Raw genomic sequence first — 21,030 nt, forward strand, 5'->3', positions numbered from 1 at the left:
CCTTTTATCAATAAAAATCATCATATTTTATTAATAAATTTAAATATCTTTTTTATACATAATCATTATTATTTTATTCAAATATAAAACAATTAAAATTTTTAGTATAAATTTTTCATATATATCATTTCATTTTCACTATTTTTTTAATTTATTCTTTTTATAAAATATACAATATAGTGTATGGAAGATTGATTTTTACTGTTTTTCTATTTGAAATTTGATATAATAAACATAAACTTTTAAGTTACAAAGATACAAAATTAAGTATATTTATATATAATCTATTTAAATGTTAGAAGGTGTTATTGTGCTTAATATTCCTCAAAAAACTAAATATAGTTCTTCTCGTCGTTTAAGAGAAATGATTATTGTTCTACGTAAGCATAATATTCTTCGTGGCAATATAACACCTGAAAAAATGCGTTTAATTTTAGAAGATTTAGGTCCAACATTTGTTAAACTAGGTCAAATTCTCTCTTTAAAACCTGGTTTTTTGCCAGCCGATTATGCTCTTGAACTCACAAAACTACAAACAAGAGCCAATCCTTTAGATTTTGCCATAATTGAAAAATGTCTTGAAAATGAATACAACAAAAAATTAGATGCTATTTTTGAATACATTGACCCAGAAGCTTTAGGTTCTGCCTCCATTGCTCAAGTGCACAAAGCAACTTTAAAAAGTGGTGAAAAAGTGGTCTTAAAAGTTCAACGCCCTGGCATTTATGACATTATGGCTAAAGATATTGTTTTATTAAAACGTGCCGTTTCTATTTTGCAATTGTTTAAATCCTCACCTGGTGTTTTAGATTTTAATGCCATATTAGATGAAATGTGGAGTATTACAAAACAAGAAATGGATTTCATGACAGAAGCTGAACATATTGATGAATTTCGTCGCCTAAATTCCGATGAAGCCTTTATTGATTGCCCATATGTAAAACATGAATTAACAACAGCTCGTGTACTCGCTATGGAATATATAGATGGTATTCGCATAGATGAAATTGATAAATTAAAATCTAAAGGCTATAATGTCGAAGAATTAGGCTTTCGTTTAGGTCAAAATTATGTAAAACAAATTGTTGATGATGGTTATTTCCATGCTGACCCTCATCCAGGTAATATTTGGATAAAAAATGGAAAAATAATCTGGCTCGACTTAGGTATGATGGGTAGATTATCTACAAAAGAACGCGATGCACTAAAAAGAGCTGTATTTTCACTTGTTCAACATGATACGTATGAAATGAAAAATGCCGTCTTAACGTTAGGTAAACCGCAAGCCAAACTTAATCATATCAGCCTTTATGAAGATATTGACACCTTAATGAACCGTTATGGTGATACTAATTTTCAAACGCTGCGACTCAGCGAATTAGCTCATGACATAATCACAGTATCAAGAAAACATAAAATTGCTATAAATCCTGGTTTAAGTATGTTTGCCCGCGGCGTTGTTACAATTGAATCAGTACTTAAAATCTGCTGTCCCGATATAAATTTCATTGATATATTTTCTTCTTACATGAAAGATGATTTTAAGCGCAATTTTAGCTGGCAAGAAGAATTTACTAAATTCAAGCGTGATAGCTATATAATGCTACAAAAATCCCTTCATCTCCCCGAACAGGTATCCGATATTTTAAAAATGACCATGAGCGGTCAAACAAAAGTTAATCTCGATGTGACTGGTTCTGAAGAACCATTGCGTCGCCTCGATAAAATGATTAATAAACTTATTTTAGGTATAATCTGTTCTGCTTTATTACTAGGTTCTAGTATAATTTGTACAACCAATATGACACCTCAAATCATGGAAATTCCTATCTTGGGTGTTGTTGGTTATCTAGTAGCAGTATTTTTATCTATCCGTTTAATGATAAATATATATAAAGAGAAATGACCATATCATTGCTATAAATTAATAATTCATATAAATATACAATAGAAAGGAAGTCATAATATGCAAGGTATACGAGGTGCTATTACTGTAGAAAACGATACAAAAGAAGAAATTATTGTAGCTGTACAAAAAATGCTCAAATCTATTTTATCTGAAAATGATATTACAAGCGAAGATATTGGCGCTGCTATTTTCAGTGCTACTGATGACATAAAATCTGCTTTTCCTGCTTTTGCTGCCCGCCAATTACCCGGCTGGAATTTAGTTCCTCTATTTGATGCACAACAATTAGATATTGAAAATAGCATTAGAAAATGTATCCGTGTATTACTCTTAGTTAATACTGATAAAACACAAAAAGAAATTAAACATATTTACTTAGGTAGAGCTGCTACCCTTCGTCCTGATATTCACTAAAACAATTCCTAAATATTTAGGAATTGTTTTTATATAGGTATTTACCTTTTATTTGTAATTAAATAATATATTTTACTTATGATTTAATTAATGGTAAAATATTATCAACTTAAGGAAATCATTACATTAATATATTTTATCTTACGAAAGAAGGCTTATCCTATTATGATTAGAAAAGTTCCTATTCCTACAGCTGGCGTAATGCTAGGTCTTGCTGCACTCGGTAATTTATTAGCTCCATATTCTTTAATTTTAAAATACGCTTGTGGTATTAGTGCAACATTTCTAGGATTATTATTATTCTCTAAGGTTATCTTACACCCTAATATGGTAAAAAATGATTTAAACGGTAATTCTATTTTTGCTAGTGTTTTTGCAACATTTTTTATGGCAATCATGCAACTCTCTACTTACACATTTCCATTCATTCCATTTATCAGTGAATGTATTTGGTATGGTGCAATCATCGGTCATTTCATTTTAATGACATGGTTTACATACCGTTACATCATCAATTTTGACCTTCGTGAAGTCTTCCCAACATATTTTATCGCTTATGTTGGTATTATCGTAGCCTCTGTAACAGCTCCAACTTTTAATCAACATCATTTAGGTGAATATATCTTCTGGTTCGGTTTTATAGCATATATGCTCTTATTCTTACTCGTTACAATTCGTTATTGCAGTAAACATACGATTGCTGAACCAGCTAAGCCATTATTTTGTATCTACACTGCACCAATGAGTTTATCTCTTACTGGATATTTAGCTTGTGCAGCCGATAAATCTTTAGTAATGATTATCATCATGCAAATTTTAGCGCAACTCTTATTCATCGCTGTATTAACTCAAATGCCAAAACTTTTACGTTTAAAATTTTATCCAAGTTATGCAGCATTCACATTCCCATTCGTTATCACTGCAATTGCATTACGTCAAACAGTGATTTATTTAAATCAAATCAATATTGCTGTTCCTCAAATTTTAAACTATCTCGTAATAATAGAAACAATTTTAGCAACAGCTATCGTTTTATATGTGTTCATTAGATATTTAAAATTCTTACATGAACAAATGATTGTAAATATGGGTCCTAGAGCAAAATCTGTATTTGGTGCTATTGCACATATAGTAAAATAATTTTTCCCCAATAAATAAAAACATTCCCTAGGTTTAGAGTTATCTCTAAACCTTTTTTCTTTTTCTAAAAAGATTTTGCTAAATAATTATAAAATGATATATAATAAGTTTATTATACATATGGGATTATAGGTTGCCCGATTAATCTAAATATAATATTGAAGGATTTGTTATGGAGCGATTATTTTTTATTTTTATTGATGTTTTTTTACCTCTAATTGTTGGTTATTTTTTTCACAAATACAAACTCATGTCAATTAATACCTGCAATTTATTATTAAAAATAAACATTCGTTTTATCACATTAGTTGTCGGTCTCGGTAGCTTTTGGATAATTAAAATTGACAGCAATATTTTTCTCTTAGCCTTTGTAGGCATTTTTTTATGCGCTGTATTGCCAGGACTTTTAGCTTATCCATATGCTCATTCAAAAATAAAAAATCTGCGTGGCAATGGTGCATATTTAATAAGCAGTATGTTATCTAACACCGGTATTTTAGGTGGTTTATGTGCTTTCATCGCTTTAGGTCAATTAGCTTATGCTTATGTACAAGTTATCGGCATGGCACAAAATTTATTCACATTAATTTTTGGCTTTCCTCTTGCTGAATATTTTCATCAAAAAATCAAGGCAGGCCCTAGAACTGTTAAGTTTCATCCTCATTGGCGTTCTATTTTAATCAGTTGGAACCAAATAGGCTTAATAAGCATGATTATCGGTGCAATTTTAAATATAAATGAAGTACCACTTCCATTTTTCTTTGACCCAATATTCAATGCATTTATACATATCGGCGCTTGGTGTGGTATCTTACCAGTCGGTTATCTTTTAAATTTTAAAGCAGCTCGCATATATAAATACATCGCCTCTTCTGTAATTCCAATTCGCTTTATAATAATTCCAATTTTATCTTATTTCATTGCTAATCAATTCACAAACGACCCTCTATTAATTTCTATCATCACTTTAATTACTTCTTGCCCAATCGGCATAAATGCTATCGTTGTAACTCAATTATATAAATTAAATACCAGCATAGCTGAAGCGATGTTTTTAATCACTACAGCCGTTTTCATATTTATTATTTATCCATTGTTTTTATTATTTATGGTATAAAAAAAGCAGTTAAATCATACTAAATAGTTATGATTTAACTGCTTTTGTTTTTCTATCTATTAATCTTTAGTGTAATCTGTGAATAAATTTTCTTTCTTCATTAAATCAGAAATTTTATATACACCTTTCATTACTTCAGCATAATTTTCTGGAGTTAAAGACTGTGGACCATCAGATAAAGCTTTTGCTGGATTTGGATGAACTTCAATTATAAGACCATCTGCACCTGCTGCTACAGCTGCGAAACTCATTGGTTTTACCATTCTCCATTTACCTGTGCCATGGCTTGGGTCTACGATAATTGGTAAATGACTTAAATGTTTAACAGCAGCTACAGCACTCATATCGAGTGTATTTCTTGTATATGTTTCATAGGTACGAATACCACGTTCACATAAAATTACATTAGAATTACCTTCGTTCATGATATATTCAGCAGCATTGAGCCATTCATCAATAGTTGCGCAAAGACCACGTTTTAACATAACTGGTTTATTGCATCTACCTACTTCTCTAAGTAAGCGGAAATTCTGCATATTTCTTGCACCAATTTGTAACAAGTCAGCGTATTCGGCTACTGTGTTTACAGCTTCAACTTCTGTTACTTCTGTTACAATTTTAAGACCTGTAATTTCTCTAGCTTCTGCTAAATATTCAAGACCTTTTTCTTCTAATCCCTGGAAAGAATATGGAGAAGTACGAGGTTTGTAAGCACCACCACGCAAAAATTGTGCGCCACCAGCTTTTACGATTTTAGCTGCTTCTAAAAGTTGTTCACGAGATTCAACAGCACATGGACCAGCCATTACAACGACATTGCCATCACCGATTTTTACACCATCAACATCAACAACAGTGTTTGCTGGATGGAATTCACGGCTAGCTAATTTATAAGATTTAGAAATTGCTACAGTCTGTTCAACACCGTCCATTGCTTCAACAGCAAGAGAACTCATTTTTCTTTTATCACCGATAACACCGACGATTTTTTGCTGAGCGCCTTCCATGATTTTAGCTGTTAAGCCAACGCTTTCAATTGCTTCTACTACAGCCTGAATATTTTCATTTGTTGCATCTGTATTCATTATTACTACCATTATATATTTCCCCTTTTCTTGAGTTTATTTTATATTAATTGGCATTTCCACGAAAAACGGGAAAGGCTCCAAGATTTTTCAACCAAAAACATTTTTTAGTTGCTGAACTTATTGCTTCTTCTAAAATTTGAGCTTCAACATCTATATCTATCTCAATAAAAAAGATATATTCACCTAAACCTGTACGTGCCGGACGCGATTCTATACGTGTCATATTGACTTTACGTTTAGCAAAATCTCCCAAAAGTTCATATAAACTGCCTGCTCTACCATCAATCTGACAAATGAGCATTATATTTTGCGGTGTAGACAAACGCTTTTCATTAACTTTTTTTGTAAGCAAAATAAACCGAGTAAAATTATCTTCTACATCTTGAATATCGCTATCAACTAATTTTAAATTATATAAAGTACCAGCTGATTTCGTAGCAATCGCTGCATAACCATCACCTAATTGACTAACTTTTTCTGCAGCTCTCGCTGTACTCGCCACAGCTTCTGTTTTTGCATTAGGATAATGCGTTTTCAAATATTCTCGACACTGTGCTAATGGTTGCGCATGTGAAATAATTGTATGAATAGGTACATCAGTATCTTTAGCTAATAATTGATTATGTACACTCCAAACTAATTCAGCTTCAATTTTCAAATCTACATCATGCGCTAAGGTATCAAGTGTAATTCTAATAGAGCCTTCTATCGAATTTTCCACCGGTACTAAACAATAATCCACATTTCCTTTTGCTACTGCCCAAATTGCATCATAAATAGTATTGTATGCGATGAGTTCCATATCCGTTTTATAAATATTTTTCATGCAAATAGCAGCTTCTTCACTATTTGTACCACGTGGTCCCAAAAAAGCTAATTTCAATTAAAGCCCTCCTTTCAAAAAAATAAAATAAAAAAATAAAAGCCTCACCCAAATTAAGGGCGAGGCTGATTTCGCGTTACCACCTTATTTATCTATAAATAAATTATAGATATCTCCATCAAGTACGGGAATACTCCGATACTCTCCTATTTTAACGGTAAGGTCCCGGCACCGCCTACCTATAAATACCTTCAGCGGGCAACTCCAAGGTGAACTTCAACAAATACTCTCATATCAAGATTTCAGCAGCCTTGACTCTCTGTAATGATTTTACCTGTCTACTTTTCCTTTTCATCGTTTTTGACGTGAATACATAATACCATATTTAAAAATAAAATGCAAGTCTTAATTGTAACATTGTAATATTTTAATACAATTTTTTTATAACTTCATCATCTATTTTAAATACATGTTCTTGCGATGGAAAAACATTATCTTGAGTTTCTTTTATATATTCTTTAATGCCTTTTTCCATTTCTGCACCCACATGAGCGAATTGTTTAACAAATTTAGGTTTAAAATCACCATACATATCCAGCATATCTTGATAAACGAGAATTTGACCATCGCAATTTGGCCCTGCACCGATACCGATAGTAGGTATATTTATTGATTTTGTTATCAATTCGGCTAATTTTTCTGGTACACATTCCAAAACTACAGCAAAGGCTCCTGCTTTTTCTACCTGTTTTGCTTCTTCTAAAATTCGTTTTGCTGTTTCTTCACTCTTTCCTTGAACTTTAAAACCGCCAAACGCATTTACAGATTGCGGTGTAAGCCCTATATGTGCCATAACAGGAATAGAAGCATCAACAATTGCTTTAATCTGAGGGCAAACAGAAGCGCCACCTTCTAATTTTACGGCTTGAGCTCTACCTTCCTTAATAAGTCTTCCTGCATTATAAACCGCATCATAAATAGATGTCTGATATGACATAAATGGCATATCTGCAACAATTAAAGCCTCTTTTGCACCTCTTGCTACTGCTTTTGTATGGTGAATCATATCTTCCATCGTTACAGATAAAGTATCTTCATAACCTAGCATTACCATGCCCAATGAATCACCAATCAATATGCCATTTATACCAGCTTTATCCATTATTTTTGCTGTAGAATAATCATATGCTGTAAGCATAGTTATTTTTTTATGTTCATCTTTTTGCTGTTGGAAAGTTTTTACTGTATTTTTCATTTTAAAACCTCTTTCAATTCATCATAATTTCTGTCTACGTGTTTTTTCTTGGCTAAATCAACTAATTCAAGCGATAATAATTTATAAACATTTGCCCAAGTTTCATTATCTAAACTGTTTAAATGATTTTTTACAGTTTTTACATCATTTCGTTCAATAGGACCTGTCAAAGCATTTATTAAACCATTATTTACAATATTGTCCGCATTTCCTTTAAACAGTGAAAAAATCGCTTTTTGAGCTACATTTTCATCAAAACCGCATTGTTTAAATACTTCAACACTCATATTAATCAAAGCTATGACGAGATTGCTCGCCATTACAGCCCCCGCATGGTATAAAGCTTTTTGCTTCGTATCAATTATGACTACCTCATTGCCAAATGATTTAAACAAAGACTGTAATTGATATAAATATTTTTCACTGCCTTCAATGGTGAACACTGCTGATTTTAAACTTTGCCAAGAATTGTATTTATCATTGACAGCACACAGCGGATGGATAGAATACGCAAACGCACCTTCATTTTCTGCACAAAAAAAAGCGGTCGATGCTATCGAACCGCTGCAATGACAAATTTTTTTATTTTTAATATCCAGATTTCTTATATTCTCCCAAACTTCGCCAATGATATCATCTGGCACGGTGAGAAATACAGTATCACTGTCCTCTAAGATATTTTCTAAACTACTATAAGCTTTTGTACTTGTAAAATCTGCTGCTAATTTAGCTGATTTTGATGATTTACTGAAATAGCCTGTAACTGTAACATTATTACTAACTAAATATTTGCCCAGAGAAAAACCCACTTTCCCTGCGCCAATAAATCCTACTCTCATTTAATCACTTCCCTTCTAAAAAGGGACAGCTATATTTTACAATCTGATTTTAAGGTCTTGTTCAAAATTTTTTGATACAATCCTTTGCTTAAAAATAAAAAAATTGTGGTACAGTTTCATTCGAATACTATCCACGCATTACTATATCATCAATAATCTTATTTGTATAGATAATATTTTTAAAAATTTTTTCAAAAAACATTTGACAAAACTATTTTAATCTGTTATTATAATATACGTTGTTAAGGCAACAAAAAGTGAATGGCCCTGTAGCTCAGCTGGATTAGAGTGTTTGACTACGAATCAAAAGGTCGCAGGTTCGAGTCCTGCCAGGGTCACCATTTGAAATGGGTAGGTGCCCGAGTGGTTAAAGGGAACGGACTGTAAATCCGTCGCCGTAGGCTACGATGGTTCGAATCCATCCCTGCCCACCATTTTGAAACTTAAAGCTTCGATATAATATCGAAGCTTTTTTTGTATCTATTTTTATTGTAATGAACGAACAATCTCTTCATTTAAAAGAGCCTGTAAAGAATCTTCTTCAGATTTATCAACAGGTATTGTTACATCTTGCCATAACCAAATATCTTTTTTATAAACACTTGGTTTTCCAAATTTCTTCTCTAAATAATTTTTAACATAAACAAAATCTTTTTGTTGCTCTTTCAAGTTTTTATTCGCACATAATAATATTTTATACAAATGATTATTACTAAACATCACTATAATGCTTGATGAATTTTCTTTACCATTATCTAAATCAATACTATTAATACTAATGGTATCCCAGATTATTCCTCCTCTACTTAATTCATAAATTTTAAATAATTCTTCACTTGATTGACCCCAATACATATATAATTTATCGTTCTTGACGTCTGTTAAAATATTTCTATGATTAGGTTTTAAAAGAGTACCTCCTAATTTCAATGTTTGTCCATCTACAATTGCTCGATTTAATAAAGTCTTATCACTAACTACCTGCTCCACATCATTATATTTCATTTCTATTTTATAAAGTTGGTTATTCCATAAATATAATCGTATTTTCTCAGTTATTTGTTGATAAGTATTTATAAAATCATTATAATCTCTATCTTTTTTTGTATATGGATTTTGAAAGTCCATTTCATAGACAAGAGCATTTTCATCACGATAATATTCAACATATTTAACAGCATAATCTAGAACAATATCATTTATACTTTCACCCCAATATAAACCAGGTATTAATTTTACATAATTTATTTTATTTAATGAGGTTTCGATTTCTTTTTCTATTTCCTTATTTATTTTTTTTACTACTTCTTCATGTGCTTTTCGTTTAATATTTAAATCACCTTGTATTTTTGCTTTTTTTAATAAACCATCATCTTGCAAAATTATTTCTGTTCCATCTTCTTTTTCTGCCATAATTTTATATAATTGGTTATTCCAAAAATAAGCCAATATTTTATTAGATTTTAATACCGATCTTTTAAAATTTTTTTCTGGTAAAGTTAAATAATATACTGAAGCATTTTCACTTTCATCATGTTCTTTATATTTAAGTTCATACAATTTACTTACTTGTGCAAAACTCATACCCCAATATAAATTTTCTCCAATCTCTTTCATTTTTTTTATTGTTTTGTCTTGAACAATCAACTCTGTGCCGTCAACAAAATCAACTTTTATTCTATATAATTTATTTTCCTTTAAATATATTAAAATTTTCCCATCTACAACTTTTTTACCATTTAAATAAGGCTCATTTAATTTTAACCAATACGTATTACTATCTTCATCATCTAAATGATTATTATAAATAAGCGGATATTTCTCTTTTATTTCAGAATATGTTTCTCCCCAATTTAAATTTACTGAAATATTTTGCTCAGCAAATACTACAGAATAACCACAAATAATGCAAAGACAAAATAATATACAAATCTTTTTCAAATTATCACCTTCTTTCAAACGCAATCAATTTTATTTATTATCATTTTTATTCCATTTTATATGCTTTTTAGCATGAAAAACGTTGTGATAAAATTTCTTTTCCAACTTTTGTTCTTCTTTCTCATTGACTTTTATTGATGTATCTTCCCAGCAGAGTATATTTTCACCATGAACTGTAGGAGTTCCAAATTTTTCTATCAAATAATTTTCTACTCTTTTACGATGCTTCTTGCCTTGATTTAATCCTCTTGGATAATACATCCATATTCGATACAATTTTTCTTTATTAAACCACAAAACTAAATACGGTGAACCTTTTTTATAAATCTTATTTAATTGCAATGCATAATGAGCTATATCTGTTCCCCATACGCCCCATTTTAGCTCATAATCTGCACTTAATTCATCAAAAGACTGGCCCCAATAAATATTAAAATGACCATCTTTTATATCAGGATACACCTGTCTATATCCTTCATTTGAATATCCGTCATTATATTTTCCTAATTGATAATTTTGCCTAATCTGCTCATAGTTATTACTCCAAATTACATCACCATATGCACTATTAGCAAATCCTTTTACTTCAACACCGCAAAATATAATGCTAAGCATCAATAAAGAAATAATTTTCCATATTTTCATAATATCGCCTCTTTTTATCCTTTTTAACTATATTTTAACAAAAACCAAAAAAATTTTATACTTTTTTAAAAAAACTATTGCCAAAATAAAATATCTATGCTATTATATAAAAGCTGTTTGTTCAGTGAACAGATAACGGCCCTGTAGCTCAGCTGGATTAGAGTGTTTGACTACGAATCAAAAGGTCGCAGGTTCGAGTCCTGCCAGGGTCACCATTTAAAATGGGTAGGTGCCCGAGTGGTTAAAGGGAACGGACTGTAAATCCGTCGCCGTAGGCTACGATGGTTCGAATCCATCCCTGCCCACCATTTTGTAGATTAAACCTTTGATTTATTTCAAAGGTTTTTTTGTGTGCTGAACAAATTTTATATAGATTTTAAACATATACAAAAGGCGTGGAAATATTTCCACGCCTTTATTTTTATTTACTAATATAAAATATGTGTTATTACATAACCTACACAACAACCAACTGTGATACCAATAAAACCAGGAATAATAAAACTATGATTTATTACAAACTTGCCAATTCTTGTTGTTCCTGAACGGTCAAAACCGATACAAGCCAAGTCTGATGGATATGTTGGTAAAAAGAAATAGCCATAGCAAGCAGAAATAAAAGAAATAATAATAAGTGGGTCAACACCTACACTCAATGCCATAGGTACTACAATAGCTAAAGCGGCTGCTTGAGAATTTACTAATTTAGATATTATAAATAAAACGATAGCATAAGTCCAAGGATAATCAATAACAATTTGACCTAATGTTTCTTTAAACTGTGGTAAGTATGCACCAAAATATGTTTCTGCCATCCAAGCTACACCATATACTGAAACAACAGCTACCATACCTGATTTAAAAACAGAACCATTTGTAACATCATTAACTTTAACTTTACAAACAAGTAAAATAATTGCAGCAATAACCAACATACAAAGTTGAATTGTTGGTGTCATAGAAAGTGGAACCCATGCACCTTTTGCATTTGGCACGAGTGGTAATAATTCTTTTGGAAAACTACCAAACAAAGCAATTACAACAATACCTAATAAAAAGATAAATGTAGCTTTATATGCACTAGTAGGCAATTTCATATTACTATTATTTTCTGAGCGTTCTTCATAAATATAAGCTCTCTGTTCTGGGTCTTTTATTTTAGCCTGAAAAACTTCATCTTTTGCTAAATCCTTACCTCTTTTTAAACTCCATAACCCTGCTACCAAAACACCACAAAAAGTTGCTGGAATAGATATCATTAAAATTTGCACAACTCCTAATGGATGACTAGTACCAGAAAGCATTGCTACCATAGATACAACTGCTACAGAAGCAGGAGATGCACAAATCCCCATTTGTGAAGCAACTGATGCTACTGCCATTGGTCGTTCTGGTCTAATATTTTGCTTAATAGCAATATCATATATAATAGGAAACATCGTATAAACAACATGACCTGTTCCGCAAAGGACTGTTAAAAACCATGTAGTAATTGGTGCAAGCACCGTTATTTGTTTTGGATTTTTACGCAATAATTTTTCAGCATATTTAAGCATTACATCTAACCCTTTTGATGCCTGTAAAAAGCCTGAACAAGTAACAACTGCCATGATTGTAAGCATTACATCAATAGGTGGTTTACCTGGTACTAATCCAACAACAAATACAAAAAATGTCAATCCAATACCAGATACAGCTGCTAACCCTAAGCCACCAAAACGCACGCCGACGACAAGACATGCAATGAGTACTATAAAACCTAAAATTTCCATATAACTTCCCCCTAAAATTATATATTAAACCCCATCGGCTCATATAAAATTACTTTATTATAACATAAAAATAATTTATTGTACAATATAATATATAAAGCGGTATATACCGCTTTATATATTAATTATTCTAATAAATTTTAGCTTAATTTAAAGCCAAGTTGTTTTATCATTTGCATATCTGTATCAATGGATATACCGCTTGTAGTAAGCATATCACCAGAAATTGCGGCATTAGCTCCTGATTGGAAACATTTCATGCCTTTGTCTGCTAAAAGCCCTCTACCGCCAGCAAGTCTGATAAATGCTTTTGGCAAAATAAATCTATAAATAGCCACAATTCGCTGAATTTCTTCATCAGATAAGCGCTTATTATGTTCATATGGTGTGCCTGCAATAGGATTTAAAATATTAATCGGTACAGAATTAACACCCAAATCACGCAACTCTAATGCCATATCTATTCTATCTTCCATAGTTTCACCTATGCCCATGATACCGCCACTGCAAACACTCATACCTACCCTTTGAGCCGCTTTAATAGCATTAATTTTATCATCAAATTTATGTGTTGTACAAACATCAGGAAAATGATTTCGCGAGCTTTCTAAATTATTATGCACACGTTCTACTCCTGCTTCATGTAATTTTTTAAACTGCATTTCGTTTAATAAACCACCTGAAACACATAATTTTATCGGACATTTTGCATGTACCTGCTTCATCGTATCTACTAATTTATCAACTTCCGCATCACTTAAAGCGCGCCCAGAAGTAACAACAGAATAACGCATTACGCCTTTATTATAATTATATTCCGCTTCATCTAATATTGGTTGTGTATCTAATAAAGGATATTCCTCAACCTTCGTTTTATAATGTGCTGATTGAGCGCAGTATTTACAATTTTCACTACAACGACCACTTTTGCCATTAATAATGGTACATATATCAAATTTATTGCCACAAAAATATTTTCTCATTTCATCAGCTATTTGTGATAATTCATCAAGAGGCATTTTTACAAGTAACATAGCTTCCGTTTTATTGATTTCATAACCAGCATAAATTTTATTTCTTAACTCTTCCATATAATCCATACTATCACCTTCAACTATTTCATTAAAATTTATTAAAACACGATATCAAAATTATGTCAACCATTAATATTTTAACAGTTAACATTAATAATAAAAAAATCACAGTAAGCATCAAATTAGCTGATACTCACTGTGATTATATCTCTTTTTATCTTCTTATCAGTACCATCTTACGATAGGTAAATCATTGTTAACGCCATTTGTTACTAAAATTTGATGTACTTCAATAACACCAGTATAGAAAGCTGCTGCACAACCTGCTAAATATAAATCCCACATACGGATAAATCTTTCATCGAACATTTGTCTAACTTCATCTAAATGTTCATGGAAATTTTTATCCCAGCAAAGCAATGTTTTATTATAATGTCTGCGCAAGTTTTCAATATCTAAAATATGGAAGTCTTCATCTGCCATTATATTAACCATTTCACGCAAGCTTGGTAATTCTCCACCTGGGAAAATGTATTTTTGCATCCAACCATTACCACTATCTTCATTTAATTGGCTAATATAATGTAAGAGGAATAAACCGCCTTTTTTCAATACAGCTTTTACACTATCATTGAATAACTTATAATTTTCACGACCAACGTGTTCTACCATACCAACGCTTACTACGCGGTCGAATTTTTTACCTGTTTTTGGTAAATCACGGTAATCCATTAATTCAACAGTCAAATAATCTTCCAAATGCTGTTCTTTTATTCTTCTGCTGAATTCTGCATACTGTTCATGGCTTAAAGTAATACCCATGCCTTTAATTTTATATTTTTTAGCAGCTTCAATGAGTAAAAATCCCCATCCACAACCAATATCAAGAAGTGTCATACCTTCTTCTAAATGCAATTTTTCTAAAATGTAATCAACTTTATTTACTTGTGCTTGATATAAACTATCGTCTTCATTTTTAAAATATGCACAAGAATAACTCATAGTTTTATCGAGCCATAATTTATAAAAATCATTACCTATATCATAATGACTCTGTACTTCTTTAGCCTGTGTTTTCTTAGAAAGGGATGGATGAAGTAATTTACTAAGTAAATGTTCATCAGTAGAAAATTTACCCATTTGTCCTAAAAAATGAACTAAGGCATTGTATAAATCTCCTTCAATCGTCAAATTTTTATCCATATAAGCTTCACCAAGAGCTAGAGATGTACTTTTCATAAGCTCAGATACCGGTATCGGTTTTTTTATATCAACGACAAAAGTCGGTTCACCTTCACCAATTAAATATTCATCATCCTGAAATTTAACAAGAAAAGGATTTTCGTCAAATCGTTTTAAAAATGATACCATAGCTTTTTCTTCAGCTATGCGTTCTGCTTTTTCTTTTAATTTTTCTAACATATTAGCTCCTCCTAAAAATCTGCTGGTATTTGTAAATAAACTCTACATTAAATAAATATGTTAAAAATTTGTGGATAAATACTTAACTATTTAACTTTTATTATATATTATACCTATCTTATTTTAATGTCAAATAAATAAAAAATGCTTTTTAAAATCTGGATATATACCCAAACTTTAAAAAGCATTTTTAATCTATATAAAAACTCTAATTGAGTTGATATTGGTGACGCGTATGGGATTCGAACCCATGAAGCCGCCGTGAAAGGGCGGTGTCTTAACCACTTGACCAACGCGCCATATTTATATTAAATTGTATTTAAAGCATAAAAAAAGCTGATATAAAATATCAGTTGATTTTGATGGTGCGGTTGATGGGACTTGAACCCATACGACCAGAGATCACTACCCCCTCAAAGTAGCGCGTCTGCCAATTCCGCCACAACCGCATATATTATCTTTTCTTGTTTCTTGGTGCGGCCGAGTGGATTTGAACCACCACAGGATTTCTCCCACTAGCGCCTGAAGCTAGCGCGTCTGCCGTTTCGCCACGACCGCAAAACAATAAGGCAAATGATGGTATAAAAATGGTGCCGAGGACCGGAATCGAACCGGTACGGTTATCACTAACCGCAGGATTTTAAGTCCTGTGCGTCTGCCAGTTCCGCCACCCCGGCACATTATGTTCTTTTTCTCTTCATCAGAACGTTTAATATTTTATCATATTAAGTTTCTTTTGTCAAGAAAAATTTTTAAGTTTTTTTGGAGCGGGTGATGAGAATCGAACTCACGTAACTAGCTTGGAAGGCTAGGGCTCTACCATTGAGCTACACCCGCATATGGAGCTGGCGAGAGGAATCGAACCCCCAACCTGCTGATTACAAGTCAGCTGCTCTGCCAATTGAGCTACACCAGCTTAAATGGTGCCTCAGAGCGGAATCGAACCACTGACACGGGGATTTTCAGTCCCCTGCTCTACCGACTGAGCTACCGAGGCATGGCGACCCGAAGGGGACTTGAACCCCTGACCTCCGCCGTGACAGGGCGGCATTCTAACCAACTAAACTACCGGGCCATTTACTAACTCTTCTGTAAGGCGACTGCCTCACGAGCCAGCTTCTATAGTATATTATTTTTAAATTCATTTGTCAACACTTTTTTATAACTTTTTTTCATTTTTATTTAAACGTTCAATTTCCTTCTATAATATATACAAGCCAAATAAAAAATTTATTTATCTGCTAAAAAGTGAATGCAGTTCATTATGTACATATTTTTATTCTATGATATAATACATATACGTAATAACAATTATAGTAGATTCAATCCTTTCTGTAATAATATATTTACCAAGAAAAAATTATAGGTGGTGTTATACTTTGAATATCTCATATAAACTTGGGATAGATATCGGTTCAACTACTATTAAATTAGTAGTTTTCGACAAGGATAATAATGTTATTTACAAAAAATACATGCGTCATCTTTCAGAAATCTATAAATCTATGAAAGATAATATTGTTGCCGTCTCAAATATACTCCAAGGGCATCAATTTTCCTGTGCCATAACTGGTTCTGCTGGAATGGGCATGGCTAATAATTTAAAAATACCATTCATTCAAGAAGTAATCGCTTGTTCTAAAGCTGTACGCCAATGGATACCACAAACTGATGTTGCTGTAGAACTTGGTGGTGAAGATGCTAAAATCACATATTTCGGTTCAGCACCAGAACAACGCATGAACGGTGTATGTGCCGGCGGTACTGGTTCTTTTATCGACCATATGGCTTCTCTTTTAAATACCGATGCTATGGGTTTAAATGAACTTGCTTCTAAAGGCAAGCAAATTTATACTATAGCTTCTCGCTGTGGTGTTTTTGCTAAAACTGATGTTCAAGCACTTTTAAATGATGGAGCTTCTAAACCAGATATTGCTCTTTCTATTTTTCAAGCAGTAGTAAATCAAACCATAGGTAACTTAGCACAAGGTCGCCCACTTGAAGGAAAGATAACATTCTTAGGTGGTCCACTTTACTTCTTAACTGAACTCAAAAAGCGCTTTATCGAAACATTAAAATTAGATGATGAACATATCGTCAATGTAGATGATGGTTGTTATTTCGTAGCTATGGGTGCAGCTTTCAGTGATGATGTTGCTATCTTAACTTATGATGAAATTATAAACCGATTAAATACATGCGAAAAAATTTCTCGTGAAACAAATATCGTTCCGTTTACTTTATTTAAAGATGAAACTGAATATGAAGAGTTTAAACAACGTCATAATAAAGACATTGTAAAAAAAGCTTCTCTAAATGAATATAAAGGTCCTTTATATATCGGTATTGATGCTGGTTCCACTACAACAAAACTCGTTGCGATTGGACAAAATAAAGAAATTCTTTATTCTTCCTATGGTAGTAATAATGGTTCACCACTCAAAACCGTATTAGATAGAATGCGTGATTTCTATCAAGTTATGCCACAAGATACATACATAGCTTCTGTTGGCACAACAGGTTATGGTGAACACATTGTCAAAGCTGCAATTCATGCTGATTTTGGTGAAGTTGAAACCTTTGCTCATTTACGAGCTGCTCGTGAATTTTGTCCTGACGTTTCCTGCGTTCTCGATATCGGCGGACAAGATATGAAATGTTTCTATGTAAAAAATGGTAACATCGGTCAAATCATCTTAAACGAAGCTTGCTCTGCTGGTTGCGGTTCCTTTATTCAAAACTTTGCTCAAGGACTTAACATGTCTGTCAAAGATTTCGCCAATAAAGGCTTATCTGCTAAAAATCCAGTGGATTTAGGTACTCGTTGCACTGTATTTATGAATTCTCGCGTAAAACAAGCACAAAAAGAAGGCGCTTCCGTCAGTGATATTTCCGCTGGTATTGCTCTTTCTGTTATAAAAAATGCTTTATTTAAAGTTATGCAAGTAAAAGATACAGCTGAACTTGGTGATAATATTGTCGTTCAAGGTGGTACTTTCTATAACGATGCAGTACTTCGTTCTATGGAACTTTTACTTCACAAAAATGTAATTCGCCCAGATATCGCTGGTTTAATGGGTGCTTACGGTATCGCTTTATTAGGCATGGAACGCAAACAAAATACTTCTAGCGTTTTATCAAAACAAGATTTAATCGATTTCAAAATGGAAACAAAATCCTATCGTTGCCACGGTTGCGGTAATAGCTGCTTGATTACAATGCAGATATTCCCAGATGGCAATCGCTATTATACAGGCAACCGCTGTGAACGCGGTATTGGTAAACATATTGATAAAGAGGAAAAAGCTCCTAATATTTATCAGTATAAATACCATCGCTTATTCGATTATTATAAACCACTTACTAATGCTACGCGTGGTCGCATCGGTATTCCACGTGTACTCAATATGTATGAAGATTTCCCATTCTGGTTTACATTCTTCACTGCACTTGGTTTTGAAGTCGTTTTATCCGGTAAATCCTCAGCGCAATTATATTGTAAAGGAATGTCAACCATTCCATCTGATTCACTTTGCTATCCAGGCAAACTCGTACACGGTCATATCATGGATTTAATTGAAAAAGGTATTACTACTATATTCTATCCATGTATTCCGTATAATATAAAAGACCCTCTTCACGCATCTGACAACAATTACAACTGTCCAATCGTTGCTTCATATGCTGAAAATATCCGTGCTAATATGGATATCTTACGTCAAAAAAATATTCAATTCTTACAACCATTCTTGCCATTAAACGATAAAAAATCTATGATTAAACGTTTACAAGAACAGTTACCATTTACTGATATATCTAAAAAAGAATTGGCAAATGCTGTAGAAAAAGCATATGCTGAACTTGACCACTATAAAGATGATGTACGCAAATTCGGCGAAAAAACAATCGCTGAAGCTACTGCTAAAAAACAACCAATCGTTGTCTTAGCTGGCAGACCATACCATGTTGACCCAGAAATCAACCATGGTATTCCAGAAATGATACAGTCCTATGGCATCGCTATCATTTCCGAAGACTCTGTATATCATCTCAATTGTCCTGAAGATGCTCTCGATATCGTTAACCAGTGGAGCTACCATGCTCGTCTTTACCATGCAGCAAGTTATGTTGCTCGCCATGAAAACATGACATTAATCCAATTCAGTTCTTTCGGTTGCGGTCTTGATGCTATCACAACTGGACAAGTTCGCGAAATCTTAGAACAACATGGCGATATCTACACCATGATAAAACTCGATGAAGTCAGCAATCTCGGTGCTGCTCGTATTCGTATTCGTTCTCTTATGGCTGCTTGGAAATATGGCTTCTCTCAAATTGATGAATTAGAACCACCAAAACAGCGCGCATACTTCTCTAAAGAATGTCAAAGTGAACATACAATTTTAGCTCCGCAGATGTCACCGAAACATTTTGATTTCATTCAACGTGCTTGCAAAAAATCTGGCATGCGCATTGTAATTCCAGAAATGCCTACACAAGAAGATGTCGATTTAGGTTTACGCTATGTAAACAATGATATGTGTTATCCAGCTATCATTGTTATCGGTCAGCTCTTAAAAGCATTAAAATCTGGTAAATACGATGTAAATAACACATCTATCATGTTATTCCAAACTTGCGGTGCTTGCCGTGCTACTAACTATTTAAATCTCATGCGCAAAGCATTACAAAGCGCAGGACTCAGCCAAGTTCCTGTATTCGCTTGTGTTGGTCGTGAAACAGACGATTTCCATATCAAAACAGAAGTTTGGATTGATATTGTAAAATCCATTGTTTATGCAGACTTATTAATTCGCCTTGCTAATCGCACTCGCCCATATGAAAAAGTACCTGGTTCTGCTGATATGCTCTATAACAAATGGCGCAAAATCTGCATGGACGAACTCGACAACGGCAATTACTTTAAATTCAGCAATAATATAAAAAATGCTGTTAAAGAATTTGATAATCTCGAACTTGATGAAAACATCAAAAAACCAAGAGTTGGTATTGTCGGCGAAATCCTCGTAAAATATCATCCAACAGCTAATAACCATGTAGAAAAAATCTTAGCTGATGAAGGTGCTGAAGTCGTTACACCTGATTTAATGGACTTTTTAATGTACATGGCATTTGATGATATCATTAAATATAAAATGCTCGACGGTAAATGGATTGATAGAGCTAAATCTGAAATCTTCATCAAAGTATTGGAATTCTTCCGCAAACCAATGCGCAAAGCTCTTCGCTCTAGCAAACGCTTTAGCCCACCATATACTATTAAACAAATTGCACAACTCACTAAACCACATGCATCTTTAGGCAATATGGCTGGTGAAGGTTGGTTCTTAACTGGTGAAATGGCAAAACTCATTCAAGAAGGCGTAAAAAATATCATCTGTTTACAACCATTTGGTTGCTTGCCAAACCATATAACTGGTAAAGGCATGATACGTGAACTCATGCGCACAAATGATGATGTAAATATCGTTGCTATTGACTGTGATGCTGGTATCAGTGAAGTAAACCAATTAAATCGCATAAAATTAATGCTCTCCGTAGCAAAAGAAAAAATAGCTGAACAAAATAACAGTGCTATTTAAAAAAAGAAACTCTCGACTACACAGTCGA

At 32.8% G+C, this 21,030-nt stretch carries 14 protein-coding genes, 12 tRNA genes and 1 other annotated feature; of the genes, 9 read left to right on the forward strand and 17 right to left on the reverse strand.

The genetic code is table 11. The features are described from left to right. Positions 1-364: 364 nt before the first annotated feature. The 4 genes from CKV65_RS06950 (at position 365) to CKV65_RS06965 (ending at position 4,580) form a co-directional block, all read left to right on the forward strand. The gene (locus tag CKV65_RS06950) at positions 365-1,906 is read left to right on the forward strand and encodes an ABC1 kinase family protein (protein WP_248616159.1); all 1,542 of its coding nucleotides are present in this window, start codon (positions 365-367) and stop codon (positions 1,904-1,906) included. A gap of 60 nt (positions 1,907-1,966) precedes the next feature. Continuing rightward, positions 1,967-2,323, forward strand: a complete 357-nt coding sequence (gene aroH / locus CKV65_RS06955) for a chorismate mutase (RefSeq protein WP_027889407.1) — start codon at positions 1,967-1,969, stop codon at positions 2,321-2,323. A gap of 165 nt (positions 2,324-2,488) precedes the next feature. Then, the gene (locus CKV65_RS06960) at positions 2,489-3,463 is read left to right on the forward strand and encodes a TDT family transporter (protein ID WP_027889406.1); all 975 of its coding nucleotides are present in this window, start codon (positions 2,489-2,491) and stop codon (positions 3,461-3,463) included. A 172-nt stretch (positions 3,464-3,635) separates the two neighbouring features. Continuing rightward, positions 3,636-4,580, forward strand: coding sequence for an AEC family transporter (locus CKV65_RS06965; protein ID WP_036254309.1), 945 nt, complete (start codon positions 3,636-3,638; stop codon positions 4,578-4,580). Between the two features lie 59 nt (positions 4,581-4,639). Here the strand turns inward: CKV65_RS06965 and aroF are convergent, their stop codons facing one another. From aroF to CKV65_RS06985, 4 genes are all read right to left on the reverse strand, one after another. Continuing rightward, positions 4,640-5,677, reverse strand: coding sequence for a 3-deoxy-7-phosphoheptulonate synthase (gene aroF, locus CKV65_RS06970; protein WP_027889404.1), 1,038 nt, complete (start codon positions 5,675-5,677; stop codon positions 4,640-4,642). A gap of 34 nt (positions 5,678-5,711) precedes the next feature. Beyond that, on the reverse strand, positions 5,712-6,551 hold the full coding sequence (gene pheA / locus CKV65_RS06975; RefSeq protein ID WP_027889403.1) for a prephenate dehydratase: 840 nt from the start codon (positions 6,549-6,551) through the stop codon (positions 5,712-5,714). A gap of 52 nt (positions 6,552-6,603) precedes the next feature. Beyond that, positions 6,604-6,855, reverse strand: a binding site (T-box leader). 63 nt (positions 6,856-6,918) lie between these two features. Next, positions 6,919-7,746 carry a 3-methyl-2-oxobutanoate hydroxymethyltransferase gene (panB, locus tag CKV65_RS06980; protein WP_027889402.1) on the reverse strand — a complete coding sequence of 276 codons (828 nt, stop codon included), beginning with the start codon at positions 7,744-7,746 and terminating at the stop codon, positions 6,919-6,921. Beyond that, positions 7,743-8,585, reverse strand: a complete 843-nt coding sequence (locus tag CKV65_RS06985) for a Rossmann-like and DUF2520 domain-containing protein (protein ID WP_027889401.1) — start codon at positions 8,583-8,585, stop codon at positions 7,743-7,745. Before CKV65_RS06985 ends, panB begins: the two co-directional genes overlap by 4 nt. 263 nt (positions 8,586-8,848) lie before the next feature. Here CKV65_RS06985 and CKV65_RS06990 point away from each other — a divergent pair. Together CKV65_RS06990 and CKV65_RS06995 are read left to right on the forward strand one after the other, a co-directional pair. Further along, positions 8,849-8,926 (forward strand) — tRNA-Arg (locus CKV65_RS06990). 8 nt (positions 8,927-8,934) lie between these two features. After that, a tRNA-Tyr gene (locus tag CKV65_RS06995) sits at positions 8,935-9,019 on the forward strand. A gap of 52 nt (positions 9,020-9,071) precedes the next feature. Here the strand turns inward: CKV65_RS06995 and CKV65_RS07000 are convergent. Both CKV65_RS07000 and CKV65_RS07005 read right to left on the reverse strand, forming a co-directional pair. Then, on the reverse strand, positions 9,072-10,544 hold the full coding sequence (locus tag CKV65_RS07000) for a hypothetical protein (RefSeq protein WP_169711914.1): 1,473 nt from the start codon (positions 10,542-10,544) through the stop codon (positions 9,072-9,074). A 12-nt stretch (positions 10,545-10,556) separates the two neighbouring features. Then, on the reverse strand, positions 10,557-11,171 hold the full coding sequence (locus tag CKV65_RS07005) for a hypothetical protein (RefSeq protein WP_027889399.1): 615 nt from the start codon (positions 11,169-11,171) through the stop codon (positions 10,557-10,559). 137 nt (positions 11,172-11,308) lie between these two features. Between CKV65_RS07005 and CKV65_RS07010 the strand changes: the two genes are divergently transcribed. Together CKV65_RS07010 and CKV65_RS07015 are read left to right on the forward strand one after the other, a co-directional pair. Then, positions 11,309-11,386, forward strand: a tRNA-Arg gene (locus tag CKV65_RS07010). A gap of 8 nt (positions 11,387-11,394) precedes the next feature. Continuing rightward, positions 11,395-11,479: transfer RNA gene (locus tag CKV65_RS07015), tRNA-Tyr, on the forward strand. Between the two features lie 120 nt (positions 11,480-11,599). Here the strand turns inward: CKV65_RS07015 and CKV65_RS07020 are convergent. The 11 genes from CKV65_RS07020 to CKV65_RS07070 form a co-directional block, all read right to left on the reverse strand. Further along, the gene (locus CKV65_RS07020; RefSeq protein WP_027889398.1) at positions 11,600-12,943 is read right to left on the reverse strand and encodes an anaerobic C4-dicarboxylate transporter; all 1,344 of its coding nucleotides are present in this window, start codon (positions 12,941-12,943) and stop codon (positions 11,600-11,602) included. A 140-nt stretch (positions 12,944-13,083) separates the two neighbouring features. Continuing rightward, positions 13,084-14,043, reverse strand: a complete 960-nt coding sequence (gene bioB / locus CKV65_RS07025; protein WP_027889397.1) for a biotin synthase BioB — start codon at positions 14,041-14,043, stop codon at positions 13,084-13,086. A gap of 159 nt (positions 14,044-14,202) precedes the next feature. Beyond that, complete coding sequence (locus CKV65_RS07030) at positions 14,203-15,399, reverse strand: SAM-dependent methyltransferase (RefSeq protein ID WP_027889396.1); 1,197 nt, start codon at positions 15,397-15,399, stop codon at positions 14,203-14,205. 224 nt (positions 15,400-15,623) lie between these two features. Further along, positions 15,624-15,698 (reverse strand) — tRNA-Glu (locus CKV65_RS07035). Positions 15,699-15,762: 64 nt separating this feature from the next. Beyond that, a tRNA-Leu gene (locus CKV65_RS07040) sits at positions 15,763-15,848 on the reverse strand. A 23-nt stretch (positions 15,849-15,871) separates the two neighbouring features. Next, positions 15,872-15,957, reverse strand: a tRNA-Leu gene (locus CKV65_RS07045). A 30-nt stretch (positions 15,958-15,987) separates the two neighbouring features. Continuing rightward, positions 15,988-16,076 (reverse strand) — tRNA-Leu (locus tag CKV65_RS07050). 86 nt (positions 16,077-16,162) lie between these two features. Continuing rightward, positions 16,163-16,236, reverse strand: a tRNA-Gly gene (locus CKV65_RS07055). Between the two features lie 3 nt (positions 16,237-16,239). Next, positions 16,240-16,315 (reverse strand) — tRNA-Thr (locus CKV65_RS07060). Positions 16,316-16,320: 5 nt separating this feature from the next. Further along, positions 16,321-16,396: transfer RNA gene (locus CKV65_RS07065), tRNA-Phe, on the reverse strand. 1 nt (position 16,397) lies between these two features. Beyond that, positions 16,398-16,474, reverse strand: a tRNA-Asp gene (locus tag CKV65_RS07070). Positions 16,475-16,778: 304 nt separating this feature from the next. On the opposite strand from CKV65_RS07070, the gene CKV65_RS07075 reads away from it, so the two are divergent. Continuing rightward, positions 16,779-21,002: a 2-hydroxyacyl-CoA dehydratase gene (locus tag CKV65_RS07075; protein WP_027889395.1), complete on the forward strand. Its 4,224-nt coding sequence runs from the start codon at positions 16,779-16,781 to the stop codon at positions 21,000-21,002. Positions 21,003-21,030 lie beyond the last annotated feature (28 nt).

Origin of the sequence: Megamonas hypermegale, assembly GCF_900187035.1 — a bacterium.
Lineage (GTDB): Bacteria > Bacillota > Negativicutes > Selenomonadales > Selenomonadaceae > Megamonas > Megamonas hypermegale.